The sequence below is a fragment of the Stenotrophomonas sp. SI-NJAU-1 genome (assembly GCF_020883215.1).
GTDB lineage: Bacteria > Pseudomonadota > Gammaproteobacteria > Xanthomonadales > Xanthomonadaceae > Stenotrophomonas > Stenotrophomonas indicatrix.
Window position 1 is genome coordinate 972,589 of the sequence record NZ_CP086598.1, and the last position, 18,921, is coordinate 991,509.

An 18,921-nucleotide genomic window follows, 5' to 3' on the forward strand; every position below is an offset into this window, starting at 1 on the left:
GAGGGGCATCATGCAGCGCAGCCCCGCAGCACGGGTGATTCGGTTATAAATCAATGCCCCCCTTCAATGGAGCAGCCCTTTGGCCCTCACGACTCTGAAATCGCTCAATGCCGAAATCAAACAACTCGAAGCCCAGAAAAGGCTGGTCGAGAAGAGAGATGGCGAAGTGCCAAAGGCGCTGGCAGTGCTCCAGCGTTATGCAAAGGTGCTCACTCCTGCCCAACGCCGGCAGGTGGGCAAAATCATTGGGGAGACGGCTGAGGCCCCATCCAGGGGCACTGCCGTAACGCCAAAGGGTCCCCTGAAGGGGCGCAAGCTCGGTTCGGTCGCGCCGAAATACCGGCTGCCGACTGGTGAGACTTGGACGGGGCGCGGACTGTCTCCTAAGGTGTTCACTGCCTGGGCGAAGTCGGCTGAGGGCCGGACTTGGGCCAAAGCACACCCAGACTCCAAGTTCCCGCCCGTGGAAGGCTCAGTGAAGTCCGCCACTAAGCCCGCGAAGAAGGCAGCCAAAGTGGCCAAGAAAGTCGTCAAGAAGTCGACCAAGCGCGCTTCTGCCAAGAAGGCCGCAAAGAAGGCCACTCGGGTAAAGAAGGTCGCAAAGTAAGGGGTTCGGACTGCTCGTCACCCACCACTGGAAGCCGTATCCAGTGGTGGGGATGAGGTGGTCGTTCAGGGGTAGAACTTGCTCGGGTCGGATAGCTGATCGGCGAACTGACCTCGTTCATACTTCGGCAGCACTACGCTCGGCTGATATCGCTTGATGGTGCGAATTTTCTTCTTCTGAGCGTATGCCGGTTTCTTGTGAAAATACGCCTCGTGCAGGACAGCGACCCTTTTGTTAGCTGAGTGACCAGTGATGAGGGCAATGACCTCGTCTGGGATGTCCTGGTGGTGAAGCTCGGTGGCTAGCGTATGGCGGAACGCGTGGAAGCCGACGCCTTTTTTGAAGCCCAAGCGTTTCATGTAAGTGCTGAACTGGTTGAGCGCGGCTTGGCTGTAACGTGCGTTCGAGTCCCCTGTTTCACGGTTCACGCCGGCGGAAAGGTGGGGGAACAGCCGCGGGTGTCCGCACTGGCGAATGTCTTCGACGTAGTCCAGGAAGCCGGCGTCGATGAGTGGCTGCGCGATAGGCACATCCCGGACGGCCGACTTGCCTTTTAGGCGTTGGCGACTTCTTCCTCGACTCTTGTGTGCCAGGTCTGGGTCGATCGTGACCCGGATGCGTATCCACCAGATGCCGGCGTCCTGCACGATGTCGGCCACTTTCAGTTGCGCAACCTCGTTGATCCTCGCGCCGGTGTAGAGGCCGATCATGGGCATCCACCACCGGTGGGGATGACACTTCGCCCACGGAATGAAGTTCTCAGGCGCGAAGATCTTTTGGAGGTCCGCTTCGTCAAAGAGCCTCTCTGCTTTGTCGGCGTCTACCGCCAGATCGTCTTTGAACTTCTTGAAGCCGGCCATGGGGGACGCTGGGATCGCGTTGGCTTCGACTAGGCCCTTGAAGAAGGTCGACAGGAAACGCCGATGCTTTTCCAATGTCTTGGGGGCCAGGGGAGAAACGGCCAGCTCCTTGCCCAGCGCGACGGCCTGCTCATACGTGTAGTCCCGATACTTGGGGTCGGAGAGGAGCAACGGGGGAGCCCACCGCAGCAACTCCCACAGACGATAAATATGGGCATGGTCTATGCGCGAAACAGGGATGTCGCCGCAGGTCATCTTAAGCAAGTTGAGGGTGCGGAGCGTAGATCCGGTTGTGTCCTTGGCTAGATTACGGTCGTCTCTGGACCTCACGTAGTCGGCGATCTCGACAGATAGCAGACGAGGGGCGGAGGCGATGGGCAACGGGGCGGGATACTGAGTGCATCCATTGGCTCGACGACTGCGACGCTGGCGGTCATCGGCTCGGTCCAGCATCTCCTGGGCGTGGATGGCCGCCTCCCGCCCAGTGATGTTCAACTCTTCGATACGAAGGTTACCCATCTGGACGCCCTTGAGCTGGAGGGTGCCCATTGGGTGGAGCAGGTATTGGTGGAGGTGTTCTAAAGCGGGGGAGGGCATTGCTTGGCTTCCATCGGAACGATGGAAGTACCAATAAGACAGGTCCAAAAATGGTCAATACAAAACCGTCGGCAAATATCAACGCTGTAGGGCTCTCCAAAGTGGACTGGCAGTTTGCCCAAGCGCCGCGTTTGTACCGCCCCGATTTCGACCTTTGTTTATTTATATTTCAATGACTTGTCCGTGCGGGGCTTGAGTTTTCACAGAGTCATTTTGGTACTGTTTAACTAACATAGCCTAACAAACCGCGCAGCATTATCTGAACATAAGATAAACGCCCTGTCCGCTATGTTGGTTTTTGCATATGTTTTTCTTATGCCCGCTGGCGGCTATGAAGTGATCGGAGACGGCATGGAGAAGAGCGAGCAGACCCGCCCCAAGGCAGTAGGCCGCGATTACTGTTTTGCGTAATGGGTCCTGGAAAGTCCAACACGGTGGCTGGGGTCCGCACCGAGTCAGGCCTTGGATAAAGATGCTCCCAGGGGCGCGTAGCGATAGAGGCCGGATAACCATTTTCACGTATACAACTTTGTGTGAGGCGCGGACGAGATAGGGGGTAGTGAAGGAAGTTCCTCTCTATGCGTGGGGGGCTAAGCCCGGAACTTGGCTGAGAACGCAAGTGACGTGCCAGGCCGAGACGACTAAAGGGCGGGGTGTGTTAGCAAAGACAAGACGAGCCGCTTACTCGCCGAGAGACAGCCTTGGACTGGTATCATAGGCACCCTTTGCAGCTGCTTGCGCTGCCTCATTGAAAGTGATAGATGTATCCCATGGCAGACTTGGCACTCCACACCGAGATCGAAGATCAGCAGGCAATGACGTCTATCCTGCAGCGCGCACCGCTGCCGGCGTCGGTCCTTGCATACGACGTGCGTGTGGATGAGGATTCCTCGGGCGAGTCAGCCCTCTGGGTATACCTCACTGTTAACGACAAGAAAGTGTCGTCTGACTCAAAGAAGCTCAATGAACTTCGTAGTTTCATTTCTGAAGTTCAAAAGTCTGCGCTGCTCGAGGGGATTTCCAGATGGCCCTATTTCGAGTTCCGTAATAAGAGGTAACTGTCAGCTTCAAGGATGAGCAGAAGATGGGGCTACCCCAGGACCTTTTAAAGCAGGCCAGGCATCTGGCGACGAAAGAGAGCAAGCGGCCGCAGCAGGCAAATCTGCGCCGTGCTGTATCTTCTGCTTATTACGCATTGTTTCATCTGCTGTCTGCTGAGGCCTCCGCGCGAATCACGCCCTTGCAACCTGTTGGGATGGCGAAAGTCGTCCAGCGGGCCTTGACGCATGCAGATATGAAAAGTGCGGCCAAGGGAATCGTTCAGAATCCTCTGCCGCGCGTCTATGTGCTGCTCCTCGGGGCTGCTGGCCCAGTGCCCGCTGATTTAGCGGATGTAGCCCGGACCTTTGTGACCCTACAAGAGCAGCGCCATGCCGCCGACTACGACGTGGGTAGGACTTTCCTCAAGTCTTGGGTCCTTAGTCAGCTCAAGGACGTGGAGGATGCATTTCAGAAATGGGCGATCGTTCGACAAACCCCCCACGCCAACGCGATGCTGATGGCATTTTTCCTCTGGAAGCCTCTCAGCGGTAGGTAACCAGATAACACCGGCTAGCGTCTATTTGGCCTATTTTATGGCGCGTCGCGAACCTTATCATCTTTTTTCCTCATAGCCGTCTGCATATATCAGATGGCGGCAAGCATGGGTGCAATATATGACCACGATTCCAGGCAAACGACCGATCAATCGTTTCACGAAGATCTATCAAGGCTCATTTGGTCAGTTCAAAACCTCGGACAGTTTTCCGACGCAGTTCCTGCTGACATCGTTAACTGTGAACAACTTCGATGACCTCACTACTGCAAGTGAGGTCATGGACCTTGAGGACTACCAGTTCGATGAGCTTATTCAGCGCGATATTGATCCGGAACGTGTTCGTGATATCGCCAATAGGTATTTGGCAAAGGGTAAGGATCGTCCCATCTTCTTTCCACCGCTCATCGTTTGTGTTGCGCTGATGGAAGCTGGCGAGGCTACTCGCATCAAGCCACAATATGATTCAGTCGCTTCCGAAAAGGTTGAGGAGGATGGGCAGGAATACCTTGTAAGCCTCTTCGATACAGACGGCTTCCGAGTGCGCCTGCCAGTTGCAGACGCCGCTCACTCTGACAGGTCGGTTCCCTGGGGCGAGGGCGGAAACCAGACCCCCCATAGATACTACGCATACGCCGGCGAGTTGGCGCTCAATCCCGCGCGCGCGAAGTTAGTTGTCTTGGATGGCCAACATAGACTTGAGGCCCTTCGGCTGTTGACCAAAAGCCAGGAGGGTAGGGAGATTGTAGCGCCGGTGGAGCTTCCGGTTTGCATCGTGTGGCCACCTGGTGCACAGGTCGGGCGTAGCGAGAATATCACCGTTGATTTCCGTGAGCTTTTCATCACTATTAATTCTGAACCGCGCAAGGTGAGTGGTCATTTCCTCATATTGCTCGACGACAAACGTCACTCCGCGATGGCTGTTCGAGAGCTAGCCGACGCTTGGAAAGGTGAGTCACAAGGGTGGCGGAGATTGCACTTGCTGGAGTGGAACACTCGCGACGATGAGCGCACTGCACGAAGAACTAGGGGTTTTAGCATTACGACCATATCGGTCGTTTCTGAGGTCCTGAAGGCTTACTTGTTCGAGCCAACTGGGTTGGCTTCTAAACTTCTGGAGCTGCGCTCCGTCGAGGACGAGTTTGCCTTGGCTGATCCCAACTTCAACCCGGATGGTGTTTCGGACCAGCGAAGAGGCCCCGCGGTTTCTCAGGTCATGCGAGAGAGGTTGCGGTCCACAGTAGTGCCTGCACTTACTATATTGCTCAGAGGACTTCCGCCCTATGCGCAGCAGGAGGCTCGCTTGGGTCAGGCGTTTGCCCGACTCAAAGAGCAGAGGGAGAATCGAAATCTAGCTTTTACGAGCCTTTCAAATCATCTGGATCGGTTCACCTATGAATATGACGGCGATGCTAATGGTCCTGTCCAAGGGGCTTACGCAGATTTTCGCGCATGGGCGAAGGTTCCCAGCGAGCAGGATGTATTCTTCCTGTCTATTTTCCAGCAGGGTTTGCTCAGGATGTGGCTCCGAGTAGGTGCCCTTCGAAACGTCAGCGCTATCGAAGCTGCTCGTATCACTACTGATGCGCTAGGTGCCTTCGTTGCGGACACTGGTCCCGGACGAACGGTATACCTGAGCCCTGATCTTCCCTACTGCCAGCGCACCTTGTGGCGGCGAGAAAAAGTCAACATTGGCTCAGATTGGGCGCGCTTGGCTTGGAGTGATGTCCTTATCGCGACCATGGTCCGGAAAGATGTGCGCGACGCCGCAGTTGCCGAACTCGACGGCGAGAAGAGGATCGCGGTGGCACAAGACCTTGAGACCATGGGGATAACCTCGGCTCGCAGATACGCTGCCAGGCTCTGGGAAGAAACGCTACGCGAGACTCGAAACAATCTTGGGGAGCACTTCGGTGAAGAGGAGGCGGGCAGGCTACGGGAACTACGTAAGCAGGACTTGCAGGCGTTCGAAGCCGTAATCACGACTGCCTCCAAGGATCGGTTCAAGGTCGCCCTGCAGATGTTTTCTAACATGTTGCAGCGTCGCGAAGATGAACTTTACGAGCCGGCCTGACGAATATGCTCTGGTCTAGCGCAATAGTCTCAGGTTCGGAGCGGCCGATATTTGTAAGGCAGGCTGATTTCGCTTCACTGCAAGGAGTGCTCGCTAACGGCATGTATTGGCCTAGGGTCTATAGAGTGCTTCCGAACGGTGAAGCGCCATTGCCCCTTATCGCGTTCTTGCTCACGATGTCTTCCGAATCACCGTCTTGGTGTGTGGCGGATCACAGCCTTTCAATCGCCCAAGGTCGTCTGAAGCCGAGGAGTGATCGACTGTCGAAGTTGGGGGCAAGGGTCGCCAACCGGGACCTTCTGCTGTCGTTAAGCATCGACGATGTCTCGCCGGAGTATAGGACTCTCTTGCGCAGCGCGATTGACTCTGCATTGGCCATTCAGTCTCTAGATGGCCACGGATTGTCGTTGGCAAGTAGATCTCTGTCTGCCGAATCCAAGGCGCCATCGTGGCTCCAAGGAGGACAAGTTCATCCGCTGACTCGGTCCCTCGCCGATTGGCTCGGAGAGCTTGCTGAAGAGGTCCTCCTGGCAATGTCCCAAGGTGTCATTGATGAGCAGGTCACACCCTTGCCGGCTACAAAAAACTGGTGGAAAGTCAACGCGGCGCTTGCAACTAGGTGTCAAGCACTCCGGCAGTCTCTTCACTTGGTCGCTTTCGGCTTCCCTGCTATGCCGGTAGTCACGAAGTTCGACGACTGGCTACGTGCCCTGATAACTGCTTTGCAACATCTAACGGTTCCGACTGGTGCAACGAGAGAGAGGCACGCTGAGGCGTTCCTCGTAGCTTCGGCATGGTTCTGTGCCTGTGCCCTCCGGGCCATGGAGACAGGGCTGGCGTCAAGGGCGCTCCTGTATCTCCACAGGTCCGCTGAGTGGTTACTCATGGGCAAAGCCGTCGGTCTCGATCTAATAGCCTTTGACACTCATGGCGGTCGTTACAAGAACCCGGCCGAGTATGGTGAGCAGGATGACCAGCCGGGGTTTGGTCTGCACATGCGCATACTACGCCAGTTCTCAACGATTAAGTTCTATGAGTTGGATGGCTTGCTGATGGCGTTGAACAACTGGCGTAACCTCCACCCATTGGCTCACCACATGTCGACTCCGGCCATGCCGGTAGCGGAGAAGCTCTTCTATGATGTTGTGCGTCATCTGCCCCGGTTTGCAGACCAAGCGGTGTGGACGGACAGTTTGGCCGCTTTTGCGGTGACCCCGGACTTGGAGTTGGCTGATCTGCTTGACCCTGATGGCTTGCTCCGGGGGGCGGTGCTCTGTTGATGGGTGAATTCTGCATGTTGGTAAAACAGCAAGAGCGCACTTAGGCATCCTGACGGATGCGTGCGCCAAGGGCTGCGCCCCTGGAACCCCAAGCCTCTTGGAGGCTTGCCAAAAGCAAAAGCTGAGCCATAAAGACTCCTGTCTTCACAGGAGTTTTTATGGCCATCTTCCATACCGCGATCAAGACTTTTAGCCGCAGCCGGGGGCAGTCCGCCGTTGCTGCCGCTGCCTACCGGGGCGGGCTGCTGCTCGCGGACTTGCTCACCGGACAGCAGCACGACTACCGCCGCCGCAGCGGTGTCGTCGAAAGCTTCTGCCTCGCCCCGCCAGACGCTCCCGAGTGGGCCTTGGACCCCCGGGAGCTCTGGGCGGTCGCGGAAGCTGCGGAGCGACGGAAAGACTCGACCGTGGCGAGGGAGTTCGAGATCTCCTTGCCCCATGAGCTTTCCGAAGAACAGCGCGCCCATCTGGCATTCGTGCTCGCCGACGCGTTGGTCGGGCGTTACGGATTCGCTGTCCAAGCCAGCATTCATTGCCCGAGCACGCCGGATGGTCTCAACCACCATGTCCACATCCTGGCGACTACTCGTCGCATTGGGCCTGAGGGCTTTGGCGACAAAACCCGCGAGCTAGATGTCGGGCCGTCTGGAAAAGTAGAGGTTCAGTGGATTCGGGAGATGGTCGCTACGACGACGAACGCCCACCTGGAGGCGGCCGGCTTTACCAGCACCATCGACCACCGCAGTCTGGCTGAACAGGCCAGATCGGCAATGGAGCGTGGGGATGATTTGGCGGCAGCGGCGCTCTCCCGGGAGCCGACCCTACACCTCGGTAAGCGGGCGAGCGCTCTGGCTGGGAAAGGCGTGGATACCACTAGGGCGAGGACGAACGACCAGATTTCGGAAGACAATCAGGAGCACTATGACTACTTGGTGCTCAAGGCCGGGTTGGAGGGCAAGCCCATGCCACCCGCTGGGGAGGAGTCTGGGTCGCGCCGTGGGCGGGTGCTCAACAGCGATACGGCCGGCCTGCCCGCGGGTATGGAAATGAAGGGGGTCTCCGGTGTTCACCTGCAGCATGTGCTCCTTTCGTCTCACGGACTACCCGACCATGGGGCACCCGTTAGCCTTGCTGAGAGGATTGTGGACGCCTTGCGCGACGTTGAGGAGATTTCCAGGGCGAGGGCAGACTTGGCCATGGAAAAGACTCGTGCTGGGTTGAGTTGGGCGCAGCGGCTGCTTTCAGCGCAAGGGGAGAGCGTCGAACTCCGGCAGTGGATCACCATGGCTGTGCTTCAAGTCCGTGCCCTGAAGTGCCTCATCATTAGCCGGGCTCGCAGGCTCTTGAACCTTAAGAGTGCAACCAGGTTGCGGCATATGGCCGAGCAAGAGTGGGAGCGGTTCAATGCCGACTATCCGATGGGTTCAACCGGCTACTCGCGTCCGGAATGGACCCAGCGCCGAGGGCGGCGGCTTTCGGTGCTTGAGACGCGCACCGCCGAACTGAAGTTGGCTCAGGAGCGGGCATCGGAACAAGAGATTGGCTTGATCGACGCGGACATCGCCAAAAAGGCTGAAGTCCTTGAGGCAATGCCTTCTCCCCCACAGGGCCAAGCTCTGAAGCCAGCGGCTCCTCAGCCCTTGTCCTCCGATGCGCCCGCTCTTCGTCCGCCGGCTCCCCGTGGGCCGACCTTCCACTGATCCCATAAAGGACAAGCCCCGCGAAAGCGGGGCTATTGCTCAACGGGGCCCTGGTCCCACGGGCGTTGTCCGATTTGGGAGTGGCTTCACTGGCGGGAGGCCGCGAGATGCACGCCAAGCATCGGGGGATGGGAAGGTTTGCGGCACTTGGCTGCGGTCGACGGTAGCGGCTCGGGATGCGCCGCTACTGGGAGGCGAGTGGGTAAGTGACTGAGCTGCTTGGCCTTGTGGGCTCGCGGCGAAGCGGCGCAAGAGTATTTTCGCTATATCCAGCGCATGCTGGACATCCACCTCTCGCTCAGCGGCGTCGCGAGTGTTGTTTTGAGGCACCAGAACTTGAAGAAGTTGGCTGGCGATACGTAGTTCGACGTTTGCGGGCATTGGTCAGTCATGTAGTGAAAGGTCTTCACATCGAACCACTCAGTCGGGATTGCGCAAGCGCGCGATGACGCAGTGCGTCACAGTTTTTCTATTTGGATTCTTCGCCTTAGGCATCAGACGCTGCTGCGATTGTAGCCTGAGTCGCCGGGCTCTGTTCCGGTGCGAGCTTGACCAGCCAGTGGCCTCCCGGCGCTTGCGAAGCAACGAGCAGGTCATACGTCTTGACCATGTTAAGCAGGCCGGAGTGCCCATAAGCGTTTGGCGAGAACGAGGGATCGGTTCGCTTTAGATAGTTGCCAAGCGCGCTGACGATGACCCTTCCATCTGTGCTGCCGTCGGCGAGAAGGGCCACTGCATCGACCAAGAAACGGGGGCGTCGCTTGGGCAATGGCTTGGGGGGTTCGGTCTTTCCTTGCGCCTGTCCTTTCAAGCTCGAGGCCTGCTCCTCCGCTTCGGGTTTCTGCTCCGAAGGCTTCCACTCGAAGAACTGGTCGCAGGCGTTGCGCAATGCCTCTGGCGTCTTTTCCTCACCCACGATACAGACCGTCGCACCGCGTTCCCGGAGCTTGCGACAGAGGTAGGCAAAGTCGGAGTCACTCGTCACCAGGCAAAAGGTGTCCGCCCGGTGGTCGAACAATGCCTCTAAGGCATCCAGGGCCAGCGCCATGTCAGCGGTGTTCTTCCCAGCCGCGTATTGGTATTGGAGGCACGGAGTAAAGGCCTGCCGGACCAAGGTCTCCTGCCAGCGCTTGGCCAGCGTGGAGTGGTTTCCGTAGCCGCGGCGGACCACAACCCGCCCAAACTGCGCTGCCATGAGCAGAGCGTGGTCCACGATTTCAGGGGGAACGTTGTCGCAATCCAAGAGGACGGCGACTCGAGCCTCGACCGGAAAAGTGCTCACGCGTTGCTCCTTGCTTTGCGACGGTTCGTGGGAAGGCTGCCGGCGGGCAGAAGGGCCGGGTGCACCAGCGGACGCAAGGTTTGGAGGTTGAGCCCGTAGGCCAGCGTCCGAAGGCCGGGCGAGTGAGCCCCCAGTCCTTCCAACTTCTCTTTGGCCGTAAAATCGCGGCTGTAGGTGGCGTGGTGCTCATCGTCCAGCTCGTGACCTACGATCTGAGCCCGCAGCTCGGAAACCACTCCCAAGCCCTGGAGCTCTTGAATCAGGGTTTTCCGAAGGGAGTGGAAGCCCCGCTTCGCAGTGGGCCAGTTCTTGCCCACCTCGGCCAAGTAACGGCTGAAGGCCTTCGACACCCAGTTGCCCTGGCCGTTCTTGGCCTCGGCCTTGGCTCCAGGGAATAAGCGAGTATGGCCCTCGGCCCGCATGCTCTCGACCCACTCGAGGAAGCCCAGCGCCGCCAAGTCGGGGTGGACGGGCACGGTGCGGACGCTTACGTCGGTTTTCACCCGCTGATTTTCGCCTTCGTCGGTGATATGTATGCAGGGCACTCCGCATTCTTCCGAGATGTTGCTGGCCATCAACTGCCCGACTTCGGAGGCTCGAGCCCCCGTGTAGAGCCCCAACAGGGCCGCCCAGCGAGCGGGCAGGGGCAGGGCCTCGAAGGCCGCCGGCGCAAACAGGGCCTGGACTTGATGGGTGTCATAAGCCTTGAAGCCGAACTTGCGCCGGGCCCGCTTCTCCCGCGTTGAGTAGCTCACATGCCCGGAGGCCGGGTTGTCGCCCTTCGGGTAATGGCCCGAGGCGATCGCCCACTCGAAAAATCCTCCTTTCCCGCCTACATAGCTTTGCTTGTTGGTCAGGGTGGGGGTGGATGCCCCTTCGTCCCGCATGTGCTGATACCACCGGGCCAGGTCGGACCGAGTGAGCGTATGGAGTCTGGCCTTCTCGCCCAGGAAGCGAGTCAGCAGCTCTACCGCCGTTCGTTTGATGGTCCAAGTCTTGGGCAGGGTGCTGCCCTTGATGCTCGCCAGCCACGCCTCCTTGGCCTTGCCCAAGGTGATGGTCTCAATGGCGGGCTTGGTCACCCGGCGGGCCTCCGGCATCGGCGGGACGCCCTGACGAATCAGCTCCCCAAGTTCGCTGGGCCGTGAGGCAGACAGCTCCATGATCTGCTGATAAAGCTTCACGTCCTCCGGAGTGTCGATCTGCCAGTGCTCGGTGACGACACCGTCGGCGGTGCGCGTTCGGTTCAACGTCAGCTGCTGGAGGCTGTCGGAGCTGGTGAGGCGCGCAAAAAGCGTCTCGATGTCCTCGTCCTGGGTTCCCATGCGTCGTTCCCTCAACACGCTGAAGGCCTGAGCATAACGTGCGGCCAGTGTCAGGGCGCGCAGTTGGGCCACGGACAGCTCGAAGGTGCGCAGCGTGCGCTTCAGGATGCGTTTGCCGATGAGGGCCTGAAGGTCCGTAGGAACCCGTTGCCGGAATGACCAGAGCCCAGAGCGGGCTCGAACCAGATGATGGGGGATGCGCATAGGGGCGATGTGTCCCGGATTGCGTCTTTCCCAGCAGTCCATCCAGAAAAGCAAAAACCCCTGCGTAAACAGGGGTTTGCGAGAACTGGCGGAGAGAGGGGGATTCGAACCCCCGAAGCGCGGTTTAGACGCTTACACACTTTCCAGGCGTGCTCCTTCAACCACTCGGACACCTCTCCGGATCCCTGCCATCGGCAAACGCCTCAGCAGGGGCGCAGATTCTAGCGGGCGCAGCGGCAGGACACAAGCACTGGTTTGCAGGGCGAGAGGGCTGGACAGGCGTGGCACAATGGAACATCCGATGGAAGACGGTGGCCTGATGTCCTATCTCGTCCTTGCCCGCAAGTGGCGTCCGAAGCGTTTTGCCGAGCTGGTGGGCCAGGAACACGTGGTCCGTGCGCTCAGCAATGCGCTCGACAGCGGCCGGGTCCACCATGCGTTCCTGTTCACCGGTACCCGCGGCGTGGGCAAGACCACGATCGCGCGCATCTTCGCCAAGTCGCTGAACTGCGAGCAGGGCACCAGTGCCGATCCCTGCGGCCAGTGTGCGGCCTGCCTGGACATCGACGCCGGTCGCTACATCGACCTGCTGGAAATCGATGCTGCGTCCAATACCGGCGTGGACGATGTGCGCGAGGTGATCGAGAACGCCCAGTACATGCCCTCGCGTGGCAAGTACAAGGTTTACCTGATCGACGAAGTGCACATGCTGTCCAAGGCCGCGTTCAATGCGCTGCTGAAGACGCTGGAAGAACCGCCGGAACATGTGAAGTTCCTGCTGGCCACCACCGACCCGCAGAAGCTGCCGGTCACCGTGCTCAGCCGCTGCCTGCAGTTCAACCTCAAGCGCCTGGATGAAGATCAGATCCAGGGGCAGATGACCCGCATCCTCACCGCTGAAGAGATCGAGTCGGACCCGACCGCCATCGTGCAGCTGGCCAAGGCCGCCGACGGCAGCCTGCGTGATGGCCTGTCGCTGCTCGACCAGGCCATTGCCTATGCCGGCGGTGCGCTGCGTGAGGACGTGGTGCGCACCATGCTGGGCACGGTCGACCGCACCCAGGTGGCGGCCATGCTCGATGCCCTGGCCGAGGGCGATGGCCCGCGCCTGCTGCAGGTGGTGGCGGCGCTGGCCGAGTTCTCGCCGGACTGGAGCGGGGTGCTCGATGCGCTGGCCGAGGGCCTGCACCGCATCCAGGTGCAGCAACTGGTGCCGGGCGCATCCGCCGCTGCCGAGGGACTGGATGCCAGCGTGTTTGCTGAGCGCCTGCGCCCGGAAGTGGTCCAGCTCTGGTATCAGATGGCCCTGAATGGTCGTCGCGATCTGCCGTTGGCGCCCAGCCCCCGCGCCGGCTTTGAAATGGCCGTGCTGCGCATGCTGGCGTTCCGCCCTGCGGCTGCCGTGCCGTCTGTGCCGCGTACTCCGGAATCCTCCGGTGGCAGCGCACCGACCGGTACGGGCCAGGCCGGGGGCGGCGGAGCTGGCAGCCACGAAGGGGCTGCACCGGCCGCTGCTGCGGCGCCAGAAGCCGCAGCGATCACCCAGGCAATTGCGGCACCCGTGTTGGCGGCGGCAACCGCGCAGACGCCGAACCCGGCGCCACAGCGCGAACCCGAGCCGGAGCCCGAGCCGACCCCGGAACCAGATCCGACGCCTGAACCTGAACCGGTTCCGATCGAGGAGCCCGGCTCGCCGCCGCCGATGAAGGCGCAGTTGGCGCCCGAGGCCGCTACCGGCAAGGCGTCCGTCGACGCTGACGACCTGCCGCCGTGGGCGACCGACGCGGCTGGCGCGCGCGATGAAGCGCTGGCGGCCGAGATGGCAACGCCCGACGCGGCCATGGTCGCGCCGTGGCACGAGCCGCCGGTGCCGGCTTCACCGCCGGTTGCAGAGGCGGTTGCCGCGCCGGAGCGTCCGTTCCGTGCCGAGGGTATCGACATCGCCCCGGCACCGGTTGCGGCAAAGGAAAAGGCCTCGCCGGCAGGCAGCGTCAGCGAGCTGGCCTGTGCCGAGGACTGGCTGGACCTGGTCGCCAACAGTGGCCTGAGCGGTCCGTCGCGACAGCTTGCGGCCAATGCGGCCTTCATCAGTTGCCAGCATGGGGTCTTGAAACTGGGCCTTTCGCCCGGATTTGAATACCTGCGCTCCGAGCGCGCGCTGGCAGCGTTGGGCGAGGTGCTGGAAAGGTCCCTTGGCCACGCGCTGAAGATCGTGGTCGAAACCGTGGAAACCGAGCAGGTCCCGGCCGAGACCCTGCACCAGCGCGCCGACCGCCAGCGTGGCGAGCGGCAGCAGGCTGCCGAGGCCATTTTCATGGACGATCCGGAAGTCCAGCTGCTGATCCAGCAGCACGGCGCCCGGGTTGTTTCCGATTCCATCCGTTCTTTTGACGAGTAAGACGACATGCGCGGCAATATCGCCCAACTGATGCAGCAGGCCCAGAAGATGCAGGAAAACCTGCAGAAGGCCCAGGAAGAAATCGCCAGGATCGAAGTGACCGGCAGCGCCGGTGGCGGCATGGTCAATGTCACCCTGACCGGTGCCAAGGAGTGCCGCAAGGTACGCATCGATCCGTCGCTGGCCAGTGACCCGGAAATGCTGGAAGACCTGATCGCCGCCGCCTTCAACGATGCGTCCAACAAGATCGACGCCGAGTCGAAGTCGAAGATGGGTTCGGCCACCGCCGGCATGCAGCTGCCGCCGGGCATGAAGATGCCGTTCTGATGATGTCCTGCGTGGCACCTGCACTGCCGGGTGCCATGCGCCGTGTAGCGTCGAGCGTGCTCGATTGCCCGCAGTTTCCAGTCGAGCACGCTCGGCTCTACAGAACACGCCGCTGTGTCCGCACCCCTGCTTGAACAACTGATCGATGCACTGCGGGTGTTGCCTGGCGTAGGCCAGAAGACGGCACAGCGCATGGCCTACCACCTGCTCGAACGCGAGCGCGAAGGTGGCAAGCGCCTTGCCGAGACGCTGGCGCAGGCGGTCGAACGCATCGGTCACTGCGCGCAGTGCCGCGACTTCAGCGAAAGCGAGCTGTGCCCGACCTGCGCCAATGGCAGCCGCGAGCGCAGCCAGCTGTGCGTGGTGGAATCGCCGGCTGATCGCCTGGCGATCGAGAACGCCACCGGCTATCGCGGCGTTTACTTCGTTCTGCAGGGGCGCCTGTCGCCGCTGGATGGCATCGGCCCGCGCGAGCTGGGTCTGGAGCAGCTGGAACAGCGCCTGGCCGAAGCGGAGGTGCAGGAACTGATCATTGCCACCAGCGCCACCGTGGAAGGCGAAGCCACCGCGCACTATCTCGCGCAGCTGGCGCGGGCCCGACAGGTGCGGCCGAGTCGACTGGCGCAGGGCCTGCCCCTCGGCGGTGAGCTGGAGTATGTCGATCGCGGCACGCTGTCGCATGCGTTCGGCACCCGCAGCGAAGTGCGCGATTGAGTCGATGCCGGGCATGCCCCGGCGTTACCGGCCTACAATGCGGGGACACCCCGCCGAGGCCGACCATGAGCAGCGAAACCCTCTTCAGCAAGATCATCCGTCGCGAGATCCCGGCCACCATCGTCTATGAAGACGACGACGTGCTGGCGTTCAAGGACATCGCACCGCAGGCGCCGGTGCACGTGCTGTTCATTCCGAAGAACGAGATCATTCCGACCCTGGATGACCTGCAGCCGTCGCAGGCGCACCTGATCGGCAAGCTGGCCCTGGCCGCCGCCGAGTACGCGCGTCGGGAAGGATTCGCGCAGGACGGCTACCGCATCGTGATGAACTGCCGCGAAGATGCCGGGCAGACCGTGTTCCATATCCACATGCATCTTCTGGCTGGCGCGCCGCTGGGTCACTTCGGTACGCCAGGGCGTTGAGGCAGCCATCCACGCATGGCGTGGATCTACTGTTGTTGGTGCGCTGTCGATCCACGCCATGCGTGGATGAAAAAAGGCCGCCCGGTGGGCGGCCTTCTGCATCATGTGCAACGGGCCTGGACTACCACCAGCCCCAGCCGCGGTAGCCGCCCCAGTACGGGCCATACGGGCCCGGGCCCCACGGTCCGTAGGGGTAGGGCACCACATCGACCTGGCGCTGCTCCGGCCACAGATAGATCACGTCGGCAGACAGCTTCGGCAGCCGGTAGTCGTAATCACCGATACGGGTGTTGGCGTAGCCATCGATCTTGCCGATGAAGGTCACGTCGCGGCCGGCTTCGAACACGGCCGGATCGTAGAAGCCGGCGCGGCAGGCGATGAAGCGGCCGTCGCTGGCGTCGGAAGAGGTGGTGTTCGGGCGGCCACTGCCGTTGAGCGGACGCGAGATGATCTGGAAACAGGTCTCGCCCTGGCCGGGCTTGGTTTCGATGATCCGACCACCCCAGCGCACCGGCGTGCCGACCTGCTGGGTGGCTACAGAATCACGCGGGGAAACCAGGCTGAACTGTCCCTGCAGCGGCTTGGGGGCCGTGGCGCAGGCCGACAAGGCCAGGGCGGCCACGGCGGTGAGGAGGAACTTGGTATTCATGGGGAGGCTCCGGAAGTCGGGCGATGCCTGCGCAGGTCCCGCAATAATGGGGCGAGCTCGGTACAAGTGCCAGCGTAGCGTGCATCGGCGAAACGCTGGCTGAGTGTGATGAGGGCCGGGTCGGGGCGCAGTGCGTGGACCCGCCGGGCCCAGTGCAGGGCCGGTTCGTGCGGTTCGCGGCCCAGCCCCAGCCGCGCATAGCGTTGCCCCAGGCGGTGCCAGGCGCGCAGCAGCGGGTCACGCTCGCGTTCGCCACGGGCCAGCAGCCACGCCATCCACGCCAGCGCCAGCAACGCGGCCATCACGAAGCCGGCCAGTAGCTGTCCAGGGCCGAGGTCGTCCAGCCCGAACGGTTGCAGCAACTGCTGCTGGCGGCGCGCGTCGAAGGACAGCACCAGTTCGTTCCAGCCCCTGCGCATCCAGTCGCCGACCTGGCCCAGCTGCAGCCAGCGTTGCTGCAGGCCGGTAGTGGCACCAGCCTGCAGGCGATCATCGAGCGTGTCCAGAATGCGCTCGGGTGCTACTGCCGCTGTCGGGTCGATGCGCACCCAGCCGCGTTGCGGCAGCCACACCTCGGCCCAGGCGTGGGCGTCCATGCGCCGCAGTATCCAGTAGTCGCCGATCCGGTTGCGGGTGCCGCCGGCGAACCCGGTGACCACCCGTGCCGGAATGCCGGCGTTGCGCATCAGCACCACGAAGGCAGAGCTGAAATGCTGGCAGTAGCCGGCCTTGTACTCGAACAGGAATGCATCCACCGGATCGCGCCCGGGGGCCGGCGTTTCCAACGTGTACGAGAAGTCCGCGGTGACCCACGCCAGCGCACGACGGACCACGGCGTCGTCGTCGTCTCCCGCTTCCTGCCGCCACTGTCGGGCCAGGGTTGCCGTGCGTGGGTTGAAGCCTTCCGGCAACTGCAGCGCTGCGCGACGCTGGTACGGCGACAGCGTGGCATCGAAGCGCTGCGGCGGAGCCGAGTGCAGGCGCCACCGGCTCAGTGCGGACAATGCACGGTCGCTGCTCAGGCTCAGGGCTGCATCCAGTCGGCTGCCCTCTGGTGCGGCAGTGGGGAGATCCAGCGCGACCAGCTGGCGACGGTCGGTAGGTTCGTAATCGATCTGATAGTCCCAGCCCTCCGTGCCGTGTTCCACGATGGCTGGCGGCAGACCTTCGGTACGGCGGTCGCGTCGCCAGACGAGCCCATCGAACCGGGTCAGTACCGGCCCGCGCCAGTAGCGCTGTGTCGGCGCTGGAGCCGCGCCGAAGAACTGGACACGCAGGGCCGGGGTGTCGTCGGCCATCAGATCCAGCCACTTGTCCGGCTCCATCGTGTCCGACAGCCCCGGTGTGCCGACCGCGCGTTCGGGAATGCCCCACAGCGGCGTGGCCAACCGCGGGAACAGCCAGAAGCAGGCCAGCGCCAGCGGCAGGCCGATCAGCAGCAGGCGACCGACACCACGCAGCTGCGTGGTCAGTGGCGGCGGCGCACTGCGGCCTTCACCCTGCGCCAGGCGCTGCAGCGCAATCAGGGCGCTGACGCCGGCCAGCACGGCGAGCACGGTGGTCAGCGGCCCCTGGTCGAGCAGGAAGGCAGCAAACGGTGAAAACAGGGCAAAGCCGAGCAGGCTGCGTGCATCGCGCAGGGTACGCAGCTCGCTGGACTTGATCGCCAGCATCGCCGCCAGCAGCGCGCAACCGGTATCCCGGCCGGGGCGCACCGCCCCCATCTGCCAGACGATGGCAGCCAGCATGCCCAGCACCAGCAGTACCCGCACCGGCATCGGCAGCACGCCGCGCTGTGACAGCGCCGCGGTGGCGAGCGCCGCCACAGCGATCAACGCGGCCAATGTGGTGGGCAGCTGCAGCAGCAGCGGCAACAAGGCCAGTGCGGCGCTGGCCAGCGTCCACGTGCGGGTGTTGCGGTCCAGCAGCAGGGCAGGCTCAGTCATGGGGAAGCAGCGCCAGCGCGCGCAGGCACAGATGGTGGTGGCCGGCGCCCTGGCCGGGCCCGAGTGGCGGCTGCATCGGCAGCAGCAGCGTGTAGCGTCGGCCTTCGCGCTCGGCGCTGTCCACCCAGCGTGCCAGCCGCGCAATGCGTGCTTCCCGGTCCAAGGGGGCCAGTGCGCGCCAGTCCAGCACGACCTCGATGCCTACCGGTTTTTCATACTCGCGTACCAGCAGCGTGTCGCGGCGCGCCGAGTGCTTCCAGGCAATGCTGCGCGGTGGATCCCCGGCGCGATAGGGGCGCAGCTGGTGCAGTTCCTCGCCATTGGCGTGGGCGCGGGTGTGCAGTGGATCGCTGCCCTGCTGCGGCAACGGCGGCGCCTTCGCTTCGGCCAGCGGGTAGACCAGCAGGGGTTCTTCGGGCCACACCCATGACCACGCCCTGACCAAGCCAAGCGGTTGGGTGCTGGACAGGCGGATGCGTGGCAGTTCCAGCCAGCCACGGCGTTCGCTGGGTACTTCCAGCTCGGCTTCACCGCGGCCGTGGGCGGCCAGGTCGAGCCACGCCTCGCTGTTCCACAGTTGCAGATGCAGGCCGTGGCGCGCCCGCGGATCGCGCAGCGACAGGTCCACGCGCAGGCGCAGCGGCTGTCCGGCCGGCACTGGTTCGGCGGAGATCGCGTCGATCTGCACGCCCGACAGCTGCAGGTGCGCAGCGATGGCGCTGGCGATTGCGGCTGCGGCCAGCAGCAGTGCCAGCAACAGCGCAGGGTTGTTGTTGTAGTTCAGCGCGCCCAGCAACATCGCGACCAGCAGGCAGGCCACAAACAGGCCGAAGCGGGTGGGCAGCACATAGATGCGCCGTCGGTCCAGCCGCTGCGGCAACGACTCCGGCGTGCGCGGGCGCGCCAGCTGCAACAGTCGCCGGGCATGCGATGCCACGT

General features: G+C 62.1%; 16 protein-coding genes and 1 tRNA gene. 10 read left to right on the forward strand and 7 right to left on the reverse strand.

Annotation, left to right across the window (positions count from 1 at the left end; genetic code table 11):
* Nucleotides 1–79 precede the first annotated feature (79 nt).
* Nucleotides 80–607 (forward strand): H-NS family nucleoid-associated regulatory protein, encoded by a 528-nt coding sequence (locus tag LMF57_RS04410; RefSeq protein WP_229290968.1) that lies wholly within the window; start codon nt 80–82, stop codon nt 605–607.
* Nucleotides 608–672: 65 nt separating this feature from the next.
* On the opposite strand, the gene LMF57_RS04415 is transcribed toward LMF57_RS04410, so the two are convergent.
* Nucleotides 673–2,064 carry a site-specific integrase gene (locus tag LMF57_RS04415; protein WP_229290969.1) on the reverse strand — a complete coding sequence of 464 codons (1,392 nt, stop codon included), beginning with the start codon at nt 2,062–2,064 and terminating at the stop codon, nt 673–675.
* 770 nt (nt 2,065–2,834) lie between these two features.
* Between LMF57_RS04415 and LMF57_RS04420 the strand changes: the two genes are divergently transcribed.
* The 5 genes from LMF57_RS04420 to LMF57_RS04440 all read left to right on the forward strand — a co-directional run bounded on the left by LMF57_RS04420 (nt 2,835) and on the right by LMF57_RS04440 (nt 8,712).
* Nucleotides 2,835–3,122, forward strand: coding sequence for a hypothetical protein (locus LMF57_RS04420; protein WP_188252568.1), 288 nt, complete (start codon nt 2,835–2,837; stop codon nt 3,120–3,122).
* A gap of 26 nt (nt 3,123–3,148) precedes the next feature.
* Nucleotides 3,149–3,661 carry a hypothetical protein gene (locus LMF57_RS04425; protein ID WP_229290970.1) on the forward strand — a complete coding sequence of 171 codons (513 nt, stop codon included), beginning with the start codon at nt 3,149–3,151 and terminating at the stop codon, nt 3,659–3,661.
* Between the two features lie 118 nt (nt 3,662–3,779).
* Nucleotides 3,780–5,732 carry a hypothetical protein gene (locus tag LMF57_RS04430; protein WP_229290972.1) on the forward strand — a complete coding sequence of 651 codons (1,953 nt, stop codon included), beginning with the start codon at nt 3,780–3,782 and terminating at the stop codon, nt 5,730–5,732.
* Nucleotides 5,733–6,616: 884 nt separating this feature from the next.
* Entirely contained in the window at nt 6,617–7,012 is a 396-nt protein-coding gene (locus LMF57_RS04435; RefSeq protein WP_229290973.1) for a hypothetical protein, read from the forward strand.
* Nucleotides 7,013–7,170: 158 nt separating this feature from the next.
* Nucleotides 7,171–8,712, forward strand: coding sequence for a MobA/MobL family protein (locus LMF57_RS04440; protein ID WP_229290974.1), 1,542 nt, complete (start codon nt 7,171–7,173; stop codon nt 8,710–8,712).
* A gap of 487 nt (nt 8,713–9,199) precedes the next feature.
* On the opposite strand, the gene LMF57_RS04445 is transcribed toward LMF57_RS04440, so the two are convergent.
* The 3 genes from LMF57_RS04445 to LMF57_RS04455 all read right to left on the reverse strand — a co-directional run bounded on the left by LMF57_RS04445 (nt 9,200) and on the right by LMF57_RS04455 (nt 11,702).
* Nucleotides 9,200–9,994 carry an NYN domain-containing protein gene (locus LMF57_RS04445; RefSeq protein WP_229290975.1) on the reverse strand — a complete coding sequence of 265 codons (795 nt, stop codon included), beginning with the start codon at nt 9,992–9,994 and terminating at the stop codon, nt 9,200–9,202.
* On the reverse strand, nt 9,991–11,523 hold the full coding sequence (locus LMF57_RS04450) for a DUF6538 domain-containing protein (RefSeq protein ID WP_229290976.1): 1,533 nt from the start codon (nt 11,521–11,523) through the stop codon (nt 9,991–9,993). The genes LMF57_RS04445 and LMF57_RS04450 overlap by 4 nt, the downstream gene beginning before the upstream one ends.
* A gap of 86 nt (nt 11,524–11,609) precedes the next feature.
* A tRNA-Ser gene (locus tag LMF57_RS04455) sits at nt 11,610–11,702 on the reverse strand.
* Between the two features lie 122 nt (nt 11,703–11,824).
* Here LMF57_RS04455 and dnaX point away from each other — a divergent pair.
* From dnaX to LMF57_RS04475, 4 genes are all read left to right on the forward strand, one after another.
* Nucleotides 11,825–13,921 (forward strand): DNA polymerase III subunit gamma/tau, encoded by a 2,097-nt coding sequence (gene dnaX, locus LMF57_RS04460; protein WP_208082523.1) that lies wholly within the window; start codon nt 11,825–11,827, stop codon nt 13,919–13,921.
* 6 nt (nt 13,922–13,927) lie between these two features.
* Complete coding sequence (locus LMF57_RS04465; RefSeq protein WP_117309666.1) at nt 13,928–14,248, forward strand: YbaB/EbfC family nucleoid-associated protein; 321 nt, start codon at nt 13,928–13,930, stop codon at nt 14,246–14,248.
* Nucleotides 14,249–14,362: 114 nt separating this feature from the next.
* Nucleotides 14,363–14,962 carry a recombination mediator RecR gene (gene recR / locus LMF57_RS04470; protein WP_208082512.1) on the forward strand — a complete coding sequence of 200 codons (600 nt, stop codon included), beginning with the start codon at nt 14,363–14,365 and terminating at the stop codon, nt 14,960–14,962.
* Between the two features lie 65 nt (nt 14,963–15,027).
* The gene (locus tag LMF57_RS04475) at nt 15,028–15,387 is read left to right on the forward strand and encodes a histidine triad nucleotide-binding protein (RefSeq protein ID WP_032977365.1); all 360 of its coding nucleotides are present in this window, start codon (nt 15,028–15,030) and stop codon (nt 15,385–15,387) included.
* A gap of 121 nt (nt 15,388–15,508) precedes the next feature.
* Here the strand turns inward: LMF57_RS04475 and LMF57_RS04480 are convergent, their stop codons facing one another.
* The 3 genes from LMF57_RS04480 to LMF57_RS04490 are packed head-to-tail and all read right to left on the reverse strand — an operon-like array spanning nt 15,509 to nt 18,919.
* Complete coding sequence (locus LMF57_RS04480; RefSeq protein WP_025879379.1) at nt 15,509–16,036, reverse strand: Slp family lipoprotein; 528 nt, start codon at nt 16,034–16,036, stop codon at nt 15,509–15,511.
* Nucleotides 16,033–17,982 carry a DUF3488 and transglutaminase-like domain-containing protein gene (locus tag LMF57_RS04485; protein WP_229290977.1) on the reverse strand — a complete coding sequence of 650 codons (1,950 nt, stop codon included), beginning with the start codon at nt 17,980–17,982 and terminating at the stop codon, nt 16,033–16,035. The genes LMF57_RS04480 and LMF57_RS04485 overlap by 4 nt, the downstream gene beginning before the upstream one ends.
* Nucleotides 17,975–18,919, reverse strand: coding sequence for a DUF58 domain-containing protein (locus LMF57_RS04490; RefSeq protein WP_208082514.1), 945 nt, complete (start codon nt 18,917–18,919; stop codon nt 17,975–17,977). The genes LMF57_RS04485 and LMF57_RS04490 overlap by 8 nt, the downstream gene beginning before the upstream one ends.
* Nucleotides 18,920–18,921 lie beyond the last annotated feature (2 nt).

Bases quoted from the DNA above. Each gene is read 5' to 3' on its own strand.
- LMF57_RS04485 (WP_229290977.1), bottom strand. From the start codon at position 17,982: ATGACTGAGCCTGCCCTGCTGCTGGACCGCAACACCCGCACGTGGACG.
- LMF57_RS04435 (WP_229290973.1), top strand. From the start codon at position 6,617: ATGGGCAAAGCCGTCGGTCTCGATCTAATAGCCTTTGACACTCATGGC.
- LMF57_RS04425 (WP_229290970.1), top strand. From the start codon at position 3,149: ATGGGGCTACCCCAGGACCTTTTAAAGCAGGCCAGGCATCTGGCGACG.
- LMF57_RS04465 (WP_117309666.1), top strand. From the start codon at position 13,928: ATGCGCGGCAATATCGCCCAACTGATGCAGCAGGCCCAGAAGATGCAG.
- LMF57_RS04440 (WP_229290974.1), top strand. From the start codon at position 7,171: ATGGCCATCTTCCATACCGCGATCAAGACTTTTAGCCGCAGCCGGGGG.
- LMF57_RS04480 (WP_025879379.1), bottom strand. From the start codon at position 16,036: ATGAATACCAAGTTCCTCCTCACCGCCGTGGCCGCCCTGGCCTTGTCG.
- LMF57_RS04475 (WP_032977365.1), top strand. From the start codon at position 15,028: ATGAGCAGCGAAACCCTCTTCAGCAAGATCATCCGTCGCGAGATCCCG.
- dnaX (WP_208082523.1), top strand. From the start codon at position 11,825: ATGGAAGACGGTGGCCTGATGTCCTATCTCGTCCTTGCCCGCAAGTGG.
- LMF57_RS04430 (WP_229290972.1), top strand. From the start codon at position 3,780: ATGACCACGATTCCAGGCAAACGACCGATCAATCGTTTCACGAAGATC.
- LMF57_RS04415 (WP_229290969.1), bottom strand. From the start codon at position 2,064: ATGCCCTCCCCCGCTTTAGAACACCTCCACCAATACCTGCTCCACCCA.
- LMF57_RS04450 (WP_229290976.1), bottom strand. From the start codon at position 11,523: ATGCGCATCCCCCATCATCTGGTTCGAGCCCGCTCTGGGCTCTGGTCA.
- LMF57_RS04420 (WP_188252568.1), top strand. From the start codon at position 2,835: ATGGCAGACTTGGCACTCCACACCGAGATCGAAGATCAGCAGGCAATG.